The following is a 12106-nucleotide window of genomic DNA, read 5'->3' as shown; positions in this document are numbered from 1 at the left end:
GGGGGAGTATGCCGTCCGTGGATTCGCATCTGCCCGCCGCGCCAGCCGTGCTACCACCGGCGTATCCGGAGCGTGCGGCGTGGGGTACCGCGAGCAAGCTGCGTGCGTGGCAGTCCGAGGCGCTGAAGCAGTATCTCGACGCCAACCCGCGGGACTTCCTGGCGGTGGCGACGCCGGGTGCGGGGAAGACGACCTTCGCGCTGACCGTGGCCGCCGAGCTGCTGCACCGGCGGGTGATCGAGCGGATCACCGTGGTCACCCCGACCGAGCACCTGAAGGTCCAGTGGGCCGAGGCCGCCGACAAGGCCGGGATCGCGATCGACCCCGCGTTCGCCGGGCGGCGCGGCAAGACCAACAAGGACTTCCAGGGCGTCGCGGTGACGTACGCCGGGGTGGCGGTCAACCCGCTGGCGTTCCGGGTCCGGACCGAGCGGTTCAAGACGCTGGTGATCCTGGACGAGGTGCACCACGGCGGTGACGCGCTCAGCTGGGGTGACGGTGTGCGCGAGGCGTTCGAGCCCGCCGCCCGCCGGCTCTGCCTGACCGGTACGCCGTTCCGCAGCGACGACAACCCGATCCCCTTCGTCACCTACGAAGACGCGCACGACGGGGTCGCGCGGAGCAAGGCGGACTACACCTACGGGTACGGCCACGCGCTGCGCGATCACGTCGTACGCCCGGTGATCTTCATGTCGTACTCCGGCGAGATGCGCTGGCGGACGAAGGCCGGCGACGAGGTCGCGGCGCGACTGGGCGAGCCGCTGACCAAGGACCTGACCGCGCAGGCGCTGCGGACCGCGCTGGACCCGACCGGCGAGTGGATGCCGGCCGTTCTGGCCGCGGCGGACAAGCGGCTGACCGAGGTACGGCGGCACATGCCCGACGCCGGTGCGCTGGTGATCTCGGGCGACCAGAACACGGCCCGGGCGTACGCGAAAACCCTCCGCGAGCTGACCGGCGAGGCGCCGACGGTCGTGCTGTCGGACGAGAAGGCGGCGAGCAAGAAGATCCAGAAGTTCTCCGAGGGGGACTCGCGCTGGATGGTCGCCGTCCGGATGGTGTCCGAGGGCGTCGACGTGCCGCGGCTGGCGGTCGGGGTCTACGCGACGCCGACCTCGACGCCGCTGTTCTTCGCGCAGGCGGTCGGGCGGTTCGTGCGGGCCCGGAAGCGGGGTGAGACGGCGTCGGTGTTCGTGCCGTCGGTGACCCGCCTGCTCGGGTTCGCGGCCGAGATGGAGGTCGAGCGGGACCACGTCCTCGGCCGGAAGAACAGCAACGACGACGGCGACATCTTCGCGCTCGAGGACGACCTGCTGAAGCAGGCGAACCAGACCGAGGGCGCCAGCGACGAGCTCGAGGGCAACTTCGAGGCCCTCGGGTCGGACGCGAGCTTCGACCGGGTGGTGTTCGACGGCGGTGACTACGGGACCGGCGGCGACAACGCGTCCGACGAGGAGCTGGACTTCCTCGGCCTGCCGGGTCTGCTGGAGCCGGACCAGGTACGGGAGCTGCTGCACAAACGCCAGCAGAAGTCCCTGGCCGCCCAGAAGAAATCTTCCCGCACGACCAGCGACCGTGAGAACCCGACGCCGACCGAGCTGGCCACCCACGAGCAGATCGCCCTTCTCCGCCGCGAGCTGAACGGCCTGGTCGCTGCCTGGCATCACCGCACCGGCCAGCCGCACGGCGTCATCCACAACGACCTGCGACGCAAACTCGGCGGCCCGGCCGCCGCCCACGCCTCCTCGATCCAGCTGAAGGAGCGCATCGAGCTGATCCGCGATTGGGCCACGCAGCGCCGGGCCTGAGTCCTCGAGCACCGAAACACCCCACCCCGGGAGTCTCCGGGGTGGGGTGTTTCCGTCGATGGCGAGCTGTTGACCTGCTGCCACTCGTGCTGCAAGCTTCCGGTACTGAGCTGCAAGAAACGATCATTCTGATGAAATTTCTCTAGCTCACCTCCCACCGCCCCGATGGAGGACCGATGCGTCGGAAGACTCTTCTACGGCTGCTGCTTGCCGCCGTTCTCATCACCACCGGCCTGCTGTCCGTCCCGACAGCCACCGCCGCCACCCTCACCAAGACCCTCTCCGCCAGCAGTTCGCTCGGGGACTACCCGAGCGGCAATGCGGGCGACGGCAACCAGAACACCTACTGGGAAGAGCAGCAACAGCGCCTTCCCGCAGTGGATCCAGGCGGACCTCGGCGCCACCAAGGACGTCAACCAGGTCACCCTCAAGCTCCCCGCTTCATGGGGCCCGCGCGGCCAGACGTTGACCGTCCAAGGCAGCGCCAACGGCTCGTCGTTCACCACACTCGTCAGCAGCACGGCGTACTCCTTCGGCGGGGGCAACGTCGTCACGATCGACTTCACCAACACGGCCGCGCGCTATGTCCGTCTGACGTTCACCGCGAACACAGGCTGGCCGGCCGCGCAGTTGTCGGAGTTCGAGCTGGCCGGGCCTGGTGGCGGCCCGGTCGAGCCTCCGACCGGGACCGACCTCGCCGCCGGCAAGGCGATCGAGGCGTCCAGTTCGGTCTTCAGCTTCGTCGCCTCCAACGCGAACGACGGCAACACCGGCACCTACTGGGAGTCCAACGGCTACCCGTCGACCCTCACCGTGAAGCTCGGCGCGAACGCGGACCTCAGCTCGGTCGTGGTCAAGCTCAACCCGGATCCGGTGTGGGGTGCACGCACCCAGAGCATCCAGGTCCTCGGCCGTGAGCAGTCCGCGACGACGTTCACCTCCGTCGTGGCACGGGCCGACTACCAGTTCGACCCGTCGGCCAACCAGAACGCGGTCACGATCCCCGTCACCGGCCGGTACGCCGACCTCCGCCTGCAGGTCTTCAGCAACACCGGCGCACCGGGCGCCCAGGTCGCGGAGCTCCAGGTCCTCGGTACGGCGGCGCCCAACCCCGACCTCGTGGTGACGAACGTCGCCTGGTCCCCGGCCACCCCGACCGAGACCACTCCGATCACCCTGTCGGCAACCGTCAAGAACAACGGCACCGCAACCGCCCCGGCGAGCGCCCTGAACTTCCTCCTCAACGGCAGCACGGCAGGCACAGCGGCAGTCGGCACCCTGGCGGCCGGCGCATCCACGACCGTCACGGCCAACGCCGGAACGCATGCCCAGGGCAACTACACCGTTGCCGCCGTCGCCGATCCGGCCAACGCGATCGTCGAGCAGAACGACGACAACAACACCCTCCAATCGCCCACCCAACTAACCGTTGCCCAAGCCGCCGGCCCTGATCTCCAGGTCACCGGCATCACCTCCAACCCGGCGAACCCGGCACCGGGCGCAGCGGTCTCGTTCACCGTTGCCGTGAACAACCGTGGTACGACGGCGTCGGCCGCCAGCGTCACCAAGCTGACCATCGGCGCTACCACCCTCACCGGCAACACCTCATCGATCGCGGCCGGCGCCACCGCCAACGTCGCGATCAGCGGAACGTGGACGGCGACCAACGGCGGCGCGACGCTCGCCGCGACCGCCGACTCCGCCAATACCGTTGCCGAGACCAACGAAACCAACAACACCCTGACCAGGTCGATCGTCGTCGGCCGCGGCGCCGCCGTACCGTTCACGTCGTACGAAGCCGAGGCCGGCTCCTACAACGGCACGCTGCTGACCGCCGACGCGCTGCGCACCTTCGGCCACACGAACTTCGCCACCGAGTCGTCCGGCCGCCAGTCGGTGCGGCTGAACTCGAGCGGGCAGTACGTCGAGGTCACGTCGACCGTGCCGACCAACTCGATCGTGGTCCGCAACTCGATCCCCGACTCCGCCGACGGGCAGGGGCTCCAGGCAACGATCAGCCTGTACGTCGACGGCACGTTCAAGCAGAAGCTGAACCTGTCGTCCCACAACAGCTGGCTCTACGGCAACACCGACCAACCGGAGGGGCTCACCAACACCCCGGGTGGCGACGCGCGCCGCCTGTTCGACGAGTCGCATGCCCTGCTCGGCACGTCGTACCCGGCCGGCACCAAGTTCCGGTTGCAGCGCGACGCCGGCGACACGGCGTCGTACTACATCATCGACCTGGTCGACCTCGAGCAGGTCGCGCCGCCGCTGACCCAACCGGCCGGCTGTACGTCGATCACGCAGTACGGCGCGGTACCCAACGACGGGATCGACGACGCGGACGCGATCCAGCGCGCGGTGACCGACGACCAGAACGGTGTCATCAGCTGCGTGTGGATCCCGGAAGGTCAATGGCGGCAGGAGAAGAAGATCCTCACCGACGACCCGCAGAACCGGGGTCAGTACAACCAGGTCGGGATCAGCAACGCGACGATCCGCGGCGCCGGGATGTGGTACTCGCAGCTGTATTCGACGATCGAGCCGCAGAACGCGGGCGGCATCAACCACCCGCACGAGGGCAACTTCGGCTTCGACATCGACAAGAACGTCCAGCTGAGCGACATCGCGATCTTCGGGTCCGGCCGGATCCGCGGCGGTGACGGGAACGCCGAGGGCGGCGTCGCGCTGAACGGCCGGTTCGGGACCGGTACGAAGATCAGCAACGTCTGGATCGAGCACTCGAACGTCGGGGTCTGGGTCGGGCGCGACTACGACAACATTCCCGAGCTGTGGGGCCCGGCCGACGGGCTCGAGTTCAGCGGGATGCGGATCCGCGACACGTACGCCGACGGGATCAACTTCTCCAACGGGACCAGGAACTCGAAGGTGTTCAACTCGTCGTTCCGCACCACGGGTGACGATGCACTGGCGGTGTGGGCGAACAAGTACGTGAAGGACCAGTCGGTCGACATCGGCCACGACAACTCGTTCACCAACAACACGGTCCAGCTGCCGTGGCGGGCGAACGGGATCGCGATCTACGGAGGCTACGGCAACAAGATCGAGAACAACCTCGTCTACGACACGATGAACTACCCCGGGATCATGCTGGCGACCGACCACGACCCGCTGCCGTTCTCGGGCCAGACACTGATCGCCAACAACGCGCTCTACCGCTGCGGTGGCGTGTTCTGGAACGAGGACCAGGAGTTCGGCGCGATCACACTGTTCCCGTCGAACCTGCCCATCCCCGGCGTCACGATCCGCGACACCGACATCTACGACTCGACGTACGACGGGATCCAGTTCAAGACCGGCGGCGGCGAGATGCCTAACGTTGCTCTCAGCAACATCCGGATCGACAGGTCCAGCAACGGGTCCGGCATCCTCGCGATGGGCGGCGCCCGCGGCAACGCGACGCTCTCCAACGTCGCCATCACCAACTCCAGGGACGGCGACATCCTGACGGAACCAGGCTCGACGTTCACCTTCACCGGCCAGTAGCACCCCGAGACCCCGCACCCGGTTCCGGGTGCGGGGCCCCAGCCTGTGTCACTCCGGACGGTAGACCCGGACGTAGTCGAGCTGCATCGACTCCTCGCTGACCGTCGGCGGGATCTTCCCGTAGACGAACAGATCCAGGATCAGCGCGTCGCCGGTGCCGGCGTACGCCCCCTGGCGGCACACCTCCTTGCCGTCGACATACCAAACCGTATGGTCTGGTCCGAGCTGCTCGGCGATCGTGTGCCAGTCCGTGGTGAGGTCGGTCGGCGACTGGTACGTGCAGGCGCCGCCGGGGGACTGGTGGTTGGTGAGATACAGCGCGTTGTGGTTGTCGCTGTAGAACTCGTACGTGTCCTGCTCGTTGGCTCCGTTGCCGTTCCACGTCCAGGTCGAGGGCCAGAAACCCTTGTCCGCCGGGAGTTTCAGCCGCGTCTCGACATAGTCCCCGGGCTGCACGGCGAACGCCTGCGCCGGATCGTGCCCGCAGGCCTGCCCGGTGGTGATCAATGCGCCGGACCACTCGTACCCGGGCGCCGGGCTGTTCTTCCGCGCGGTCATCGTGAGCTTGCCGTCCTGCACCGACAACGCGTCCCAGGTGTGCCACTCGAGCTGCTGGTTGCCCTTGTTGCCGAGGCACTGGTCGGCTTCCGCGTTCGAGTGGATCGCCCACTTCGTCCGGTCGATCGCCGTACCGTCGAACTCGTCGGCGAAGACGACCTTTCCCGGCGCGGCGTCGGCCGCCCGGATCGGTACGGCGAACAAGCCGAGCACCACCAAGGCAGTAAGTAACTTACGCATCAGCTAGACCTCTCCGTCGGAAACCAACGGATCAAACAGTCGCTTGATCGGCCGCGCGTTGTCAACCTCTGCCGGCCAACCACTGCCGGCCAACCTCTGCGGCTAACTCCTACCGGTCAACTCCTGCATGCCGATCACGTCGAGCAGCCGGATCGCGTGGTCGGATCCGGACCCGGGCTCGGCCGTGTAGAGCACCACCCGCTGGTCGCGTTCCGGTACGACCAGGACCTCGCAGATCACGTCGATCCGGCCGACCTGCGGATGGAAGATCGTCTGGCACAGCGACTGCTGCCGGCCGACCTCGTGCCGGGCCCAGATCTCCGCGAACTCCGGACTTCCGTCGAGCAGGTCGCGGACCAGCCGGGCGATCTCCGGATCGTCCGGGTACTTGCTGGTCGCCGCGCGCAGATCGGCCGCCACCTCGCGAGCGAACTCCCGAGTCTCCTCCTCGCCGAAGAGCCGAGCCTGCCGATCGGTCAGGAACCGCAGCCGGAGCAGGTTCCGCTCGCGCGGGGGCAAGGCGGAGAAGTCCGTGATCAGCGCCGCGGCCAGCGGATTCCAGGCAAGGACGTCGTACTTCGCGTCCAGCACCAGCCCGGGTACGTCGAGCCGCGCGAGCATCCGCAGTACGCCGGAGCGCACGTCCGCGGGCGGCCCCGGCGGCGGACCGGGCTGCTCGCCGGCCAACCGGAACAGGTGATCACGCTCGTCGTCGGACAACCGCAGCGCCCGAGCCAGCCCGGTCAGCACCGGCCGGGACGGACGCGGTCCGCGCCCCTGCTCGAGCCGGGTGTAGTAGTCGGTCGACATGGTCGCGAGGCTCGCCACCTCTTCGCGCCGCAGACCCGGCGTACGGCGGCGCAGTCCGGCGGGCAGGCCGACATCGGTCGGTTGCAGCGCCTCCCGGCGTACCCGCAGGAACTCGGCCAGTCCGTCCCGATCCACGTTCCCAGGATCGCAGCCCGGGGGTGTGCATAACCAGGGACCGCCGGTCCCAGGCTCGGCCCGCTCTGCCTGGATGGCGCGATCGGCCGGACGGTGGACGACATGAACACGAACCAGATCGCGCTCGTCACGGGCGCCAACAAAGGCATCGGCAAGGAGATCGCGCGGCAGCTCGGGCAGGCCGGGTTCACCGTGCTGGTCGGGTCACGGGACGTCGCGCGCGGTGAGGTCGCGGTCAAGGAGCTGGTCGCCGAGGGCCTCGACGCGGTCGGGATCCAGCTGGAGGTGACGGACGAGGCGTCGGTGCGGGCGGCGGCACAGCGGGTCGTGGCGGCGTACGGGCGGCTGGATGTGCTGATCAACAACGCGGCGATCATCCCGGACGGCGACGACGCGGTGTCGCGGATCGAGGCCGGCGTACTGCGGGAGGCGTTCGAGACGAATGTGCTCGGGCTGGTCGGGGTGACGCAGGCGTTCCTGCCGCTGCTGCGGCAGGCCGACGCGGCGAGGATCGTGAACCTGTCCACCTCGCTGGCGTCGTTCGAACAGGTCGGGGATCCGGAGTCGCGGATGTCGACCGTACTGACGCTGGGCTACAACGCCTCGAAGGCCGCGGCGAACATGGTCACTGTCATGCTCGCCAACGAACTCCGCGGCACCGGCATCCTGGTCAACGCCGCCGACCCCGGCAACTGCGCCACCGACATGGGCGGCTGGACCGCGGCGCGCACGCCGGCCCAGGGTGCGGCGGTCGCCGTCGGGCTGGCGACGCTGGGCGCCGACGGCCCGACCGGTCAGGTGTACGCCGAGGAGGGCCGACTGGCCTGGTAGCCGTCAGACGATGGCGCCGGACCAGGCGAGGGCCTGTTTGAGGAGCTGGCCGCGGCCGCCTTCGAGGTCGTTCAGAAGGCTCGGGGCGAGGGCTTCCTCGGGGGTGAGCCAGGTCAGCTCGAGGGCATCCTGGCGCGGGTTGCACTCGCCGGTCACGGGGACGACGTACACGAGGGCGACCGCGTGCTGGCGCGGGTCGTGCAGCGGAGTCATGCCCGGGAACGGGAAGTACTCCGCGATCGTGACCGGGACCAGCGTGGCGGGCAGCCGGGGGAACGCGGCCGGGCCGAGGTCCTTCTCGATGTTGCGCTGCAGCGCGTCACGGATCGACTCGTTGTGCATGACCCGGCCGGAGACCAGCGTGCGGATGATCTCGCCGGTCGCGGCCGAGGTCCGCAGCAGGACCCCGATGTGCTCGATCTGGCCCAGGGCGTCGACCCGGGCCGGGACGGCCTCGACGTACAGGATCGGGACCCGCGTACGGGTCTCGGCGAGCGCGAACTCGGACAGCCAACCGGGATTCGGGTCAGGCGTTTGCAGCGACGACGTCATAGGCACATCTTTGCTTACGGGTTGCAAGCAGACCGGCACTGGGATGGAAGAAGGAAGGAAGAAGAAAGGATGGGGAGGGTTACGGTCTGAAAGCGGACCGGTACTGGGATGGACTCTGTCCGAATGCTGAGCGGAATCTTCTCGTCGCGTGACTGGGGTCGTGCCAGCCGACCTGGGCGCCGATGGTCGCGACCGGCAGCTCGGTCTCGATCAGGAGACCGGCGGCCCGCTCGGCGCGGATGCGGGTCAGGTAGGCCATCGGGGACATCCCGGCCGACTTGCCGAAGAGGCGAACCAGGTACCCGGGTGCGAGGTTGACGCGCGCTCCGAGCTCTTCGAGGGTCCAGGGCTCGGCGAGGTCGGCTTCCAGCAGGCGCATGGCGTGCTGGACGGCGGGGTGCGCGGGCGCGCGGGTGCTGGGACCGCCTGGCACCAGGGCGCCGGAGAGCAGCCCGAACACATCCGGTCCGAGGTAGGCGTTGCGGACCACCAGCCCGCTGCAGTCGACGTACCCGTGCCACTCGCCAGGCCGCAGTACGACGACCGAGTCCGGCGCCAACTCGACCTCCCCGGCCGCCGACACATGCACGCCCCGCCCCGCAACCACGACCGCGATCTCGAAGAAGGCGTGACTGTGGACCGCGACGTCCGCGACCAGCTCCAGCCGCTCGCCCGCCACCGGCAGCCGTGGATCGGGGAACACCTCGCTGCTCAGCACGTTGTGCACGACCGCCTCCAAGAGGTCAAGATCAGTCAAGTCCTGGTCAACCACTGCCTGTCCGTGGCCGCAGCGAGCAGCGAGGCTGGAAACACCTTCCAGTCAACGGAATCCAGGAGTGCCGCGATGACCACGACCGAGCCTACGACACCGCTCAGCCTCGACGACGAGACCATTTCCGCCTATCGCCGCGACGGCGTGGTCCGGATCAAGAACATCATCAGCCGCGAGGAAGCAGCCCGGTTCCGCGATGCCGCCGTGGCCGCGACCGCGAACGCCGACGACCTGTTCAAGGAGTCGAAGATCTTCAACCAGTACGTCAACGTCTGGCGCGACAACGCCGTACTGCGTGAGCTCACCCTGGACCCGCGCCTCGCCGCGGCGGCGACCGCGCTGGCCGGTGTGCCGCTGCGGATCTGGCACGACCAGCTGCTGATCAAGCCGCCGCACAACGGCGCGGCGACCGAGTTCCACCAGGACGCGCCGTACTGGCCGCACGCCGGTTCCCGCGCCTCGTTGTCGGCGTGGATCGCGCTCGTCGACGTACCGGTCGAGCGCGGATGCATGACCTTCATCCCGGGCTCGCAGGACCACCAGAACCTGCGCAGCCAGGACCTGTCCGACCGCGACGACCTGTTCCGTGCCGCGCCCGATCTGCGCTGGGAGGAGCGGCTGACGATCCCGCTGCAGGCCGGCGACTGCACCTTCCACAACGCCTACCTCGCGCACTCGGCGACGCCCAACCTCACCGACGACCCGCGGATCGCGCACGTCAACATCTACTTCGACGCCGAGGCGACGTACACCGGCGCCGGCCACGTGGTGACCGACGGCCTAGGCCTGACGGTCGACGCACCGCTCGACCACGAACTCTTCCCGACTGTTTAATCTTTCACGTTGTGACATAAGTTGTCGTTGTGCGTCTCCTCACCGACATTCGTCCGTTGCGTGAGTCCGCCGATTTCCGGCGGTTGTGGGTCGGGTCGACGGTGTCGCAGCTCGGTCAGCAGATGACCGCGGTGACGGTGTCGATCCAGGTGTACGCGTTGACGCACTCGACCTTCTCGGTCGGCCTGGTCGGGCTGTTCTCGCTGGTCCCGCTGATCGTCTTCGGGCTGTACGGCGGCGCGATGGCCGACGCGATCGACCGCCGTACGCTCTCGCTGGTCTCGTCGGCCGGGCTGTGGCTGCTGTCGATGATCCTGGTCCTGCAGTCGCACCTCGACTGGGGCCGGGTGTGGGTGCTGTACGCCGTGGTGGCCTGTCAGTCGGCGTGCTTCGCGGTGAACAACCCGGCGCGGTCCGCGATCATCCCGCGGCTGATCCGCCCCGAGCTGCTGCCGGCCGCGAACACGCTCAGCCAGGCCGCGTTCAACCTGGGCTTCACCGCCGGGCCGTTGCTCGGCGCGGCGGTGATCGCCTGGCACGGGTTCGCGGCGGCGTACCTGGTCGACGTGATCACGTTCACCGCGGCGCTGTACGCGCTGTTCCGGCTGCCGGCGGTGCCGCCGACCGGCGCGATCCGGCGGGCCGGGCTGCGGTCGGTGCTGGAAGGGTTCACCTTCCTGCGGGCCGCGCCGGCGCTGCTCGCGACGTTCCTCGCGGACATCCTCGCGATGGTGTTCGCGCAGCCGCGGGCGTTGTTCCCCGCAGTGGCCGGGGCGTTCTTCGGTGGCGGCGTACGGACGGTCGGCCTGCTGCAAGCCGCGCCGGCGATCGGGGCGCTGATCGGGGTGATCTTCTCCGGCTGGGTGACCCGGGTACGCCGTCAGGGCGTCGCGATCGTGCTGGCGATCACGGCGTACGCCGCGGCCGTCGGACTGTTCGGGTTGTCGCGGACGATCTGGCTGGGGGTGGCGCTGCTCGCGATGTCCGGTGCGGCCGACATGGTGAGTTCGGCGTACCGGAACACGGTGCTGCAGTCCGCGGCGCCGGACGCGATGCGCGGGCGGCTGCAGGGTGTGTTCATCGTCGTCGTGGCCGGCGGGCCGCGGCTCGGTGACTTCGTCGCGGGGACGACGGCGTCGCTGACCAGCCCCACGATCGCGCTGCTCGGCGGTGCCGCGGTCTGTATCACCGGCCTGTTCATCCTGCTCGCGCGGAACCGGCCGTTCCGGGACTACGACTCGCAGACCCGCGCGCTCAGCTGATCAGCCGCCGGTCGCGAGCTTCTTCAGGACCGTGAACCAGGAGTCCATGTCCGGGTTGATCTCGGTCATCGGCTTGTCGCCGACGGTCACCATCTTGCGATCGCCCAACGGCTTCTTCAGCTTGAACGGGGTCAGCGAGGCGTTGCTGTCCGGCGGGCACGGGGTGTCGACATCGACGAACACCAGCACCTTGTCGTCCTGCTCCTCCACCCGCAGATCGCCGGCGCAGGACAGGCCCGTCCCGATCACCATGTCGTACTCGTCGTACTTCGGGGCGTTCTGGATCCACTTCAGGTAGTGCGGCTTCTTGCCCTTGATCAGCTGGTAGTACTGCACGGGCTGCGGGGTCTTCTCCGAGGTGGGGCCTTTGCCGTCGCCGAGGAACGTGCCGAAGACCATGTCGACGCACGGGTCCTTCATGTCCGGGCCGTCGATCGCGCCGAACGCCTTCGCGGCCTTGTAGCAGCCGACCGCCTCGCGGTTGAACGAGATGTTGAAGCCGACCAGGATCAACGCGCCGACGACCAGCGCGATCGCGAGCATCCGGCGGCTCCGCAGCTGCTGCGGGCCGAGTACGCCGGCCGCGCGCCGGGCCTCCTCCGGAGTCGCGTCGGCGGGGATCGGAGCGGTGCGGAACAGCGCCATGATCGAGCTCGTCCACTGCGGATTGATCAGAGTCGGAACGGCGTAGACCAGGATCAGCACCACGGCCACGAGGACGGCGGGGAGCAGCGACCAGTAATTTCGCACGGCAGCAAGATACGGGCCCATCGGTCCGCGCCCGAATAACGGAT

At 68.7% G+C, this 12106-nt stretch carries 10 protein-coding genes; 5 read left to right on the top strand and 5 right to left on the bottom strand.

Going from position 1 to position 12106, the window contains the following annotated elements; all coding sequences use genetic code 11:
• The first annotated feature begins 17 nt into the window (after positions 1-17).
• Both ACIA58_RS27960 and ACIA58_RS27955 read left to right on the top strand, forming a co-directional pair.
• On the top strand, positions 18-1808 hold the full coding sequence (locus ACIA58_RS27960) for a DEAD/DEAH box helicase (protein WP_396406763.1): 1791 nt from the start codon (positions 18-20) through the stop codon (positions 1806-1808).
• Between the two features lie 318 nt (positions 1809-2126).
• On the top strand, positions 2127-5318 hold the full coding sequence (locus tag ACIA58_RS27955) for a CARDB domain-containing protein (RefSeq protein WP_396406762.1): 3192 nt from the start codon (positions 2127-2129) through the stop codon (positions 5316-5318).
• Between the two features lie 48 nt (positions 5319-5366).
• Here ACIA58_RS27955 and ACIA58_RS27950 read toward each other — a convergent pair whose 3' ends face one another.
• Both ACIA58_RS27950 and ACIA58_RS27945 read right to left on the bottom strand, forming a co-directional pair.
• Entirely contained in the window at positions 5367-6116 is a 750-nt protein-coding gene (locus tag ACIA58_RS27950; RefSeq protein ID WP_396406761.1) for a family 16 glycosylhydrolase, read from the bottom strand.
• Positions 6117-6218: 102 nt separating this feature from the next.
• Positions 6219-7061 (bottom strand): helix-turn-helix transcriptional regulator, encoded by an 843-nt coding sequence (locus ACIA58_RS27945; protein WP_396406760.1) that lies wholly within the window; start codon positions 7059-7061, stop codon positions 6219-6221.
• A 102-nt stretch (positions 7062-7163) separates the two neighbouring features.
• Between ACIA58_RS27945 and ACIA58_RS27940 the strand changes: the two genes are divergently transcribed.
• Complete coding sequence (locus tag ACIA58_RS27940) at positions 7164-7892, top strand: SDR family oxidoreductase (RefSeq protein ID WP_396406759.1); 729 nt, start codon at positions 7164-7166, stop codon at positions 7890-7892.
• Positions 7893-7895: 3 nt separating this feature from the next.
• On the opposite strand, the gene ACIA58_RS27935 is transcribed toward ACIA58_RS27940, so the two are convergent.
• Both ACIA58_RS27935 and ACIA58_RS27930 read right to left on the bottom strand, forming a co-directional pair.
• Positions 7896-8444, bottom strand: a complete 549-nt coding sequence (locus ACIA58_RS27935; RefSeq protein ID WP_134122831.1) for an NUDIX hydrolase family protein — start codon at positions 8442-8444, stop codon at positions 7896-7898.
• Positions 8445-8523: 79 nt separating this feature from the next.
• The gene (locus ACIA58_RS27930) at positions 8524-9201 is read right to left on the bottom strand and encodes an AraC family transcriptional regulator (protein WP_396406758.1); all 678 of its coding nucleotides are present in this window, start codon (positions 9199-9201) and stop codon (positions 8524-8526) included.
• 87 nt (positions 9202-9288) lie between these two features.
• Between ACIA58_RS27930 and ACIA58_RS27925 the strand changes: the two genes are divergently transcribed.
• Positions 9289-10050 carry a phytanoyl-CoA dioxygenase family protein gene (locus ACIA58_RS27925; protein WP_396406757.1) on the top strand — a complete coding sequence of 254 codons (762 nt, stop codon included), beginning with the start codon at positions 9289-9291 and terminating at the stop codon, positions 10048-10050.
• 29 nt (positions 10051-10079) lie between these two features.
• Positions 10080-11312 (top strand): MFS transporter, encoded by a 1233-nt coding sequence (locus ACIA58_RS27920; RefSeq protein WP_396406756.1) that lies wholly within the window; start codon positions 10080-10082, stop codon positions 11310-11312.
• Here the strand turns inward: ACIA58_RS27920 and ACIA58_RS27915 are convergent, their stop codons facing one another.
• Positions 11313-12062 (bottom strand): hypothetical protein, encoded by a 750-nt coding sequence (locus ACIA58_RS27915; RefSeq protein WP_396406755.1) that lies wholly within the window; start codon positions 12060-12062, stop codon positions 11313-11315. It lies immediately after the preceding gene.
• Positions 12063-12106: the final 44 nt, after the last annotated feature.

This window comes from Kribbella sp. NPDC051586 (assembly GCF_044453965.1).
Classification (GTDB): domain Bacteria; phylum Actinomycetota; class Actinomycetes; order Propionibacteriales; family Kribbellaceae; genus Kribbella.
The sequence above is the reverse complement of the archived record's forward strand: the minus strand, read 5'-3'. Positions and strand labels throughout refer to the sequence as shown.

Excerpts from the sequence above, each read along its gene's own strand:
- ACIA58_RS27955 (WP_396406762.1), top strand. The coding sequence starts at position 2,127 with ATGCGGGCGACGGCAACCAGAACACCTACTGGGAAGAGCAGCAACAGC.
- ACIA58_RS27950 (WP_396406761.1), bottom strand. The coding sequence starts at position 6,116 with ATGCGTAAGTTACTTACTGCCTTGGTGGTGCTCGGCTTGTTCGCCGTA.
- ACIA58_RS27940 (WP_396406759.1), top strand. The coding sequence starts at position 7,164 with ATGAACACGAACCAGATCGCGCTCGTCACGGGCGCCAACAAAGGCATC.
- ACIA58_RS27935 (WP_134122831.1), bottom strand. The coding sequence starts at position 8,444 with ATGACGTCGTCGCTGCAAACGCCTGACCCGAATCCCGGTTGGCTGTCC.
- ACIA58_RS27925 (WP_396406757.1), top strand. The coding sequence starts at position 9,289 with ATGACCACGACCGAGCCTACGACACCGCTCAGCCTCGACGACGAGACC.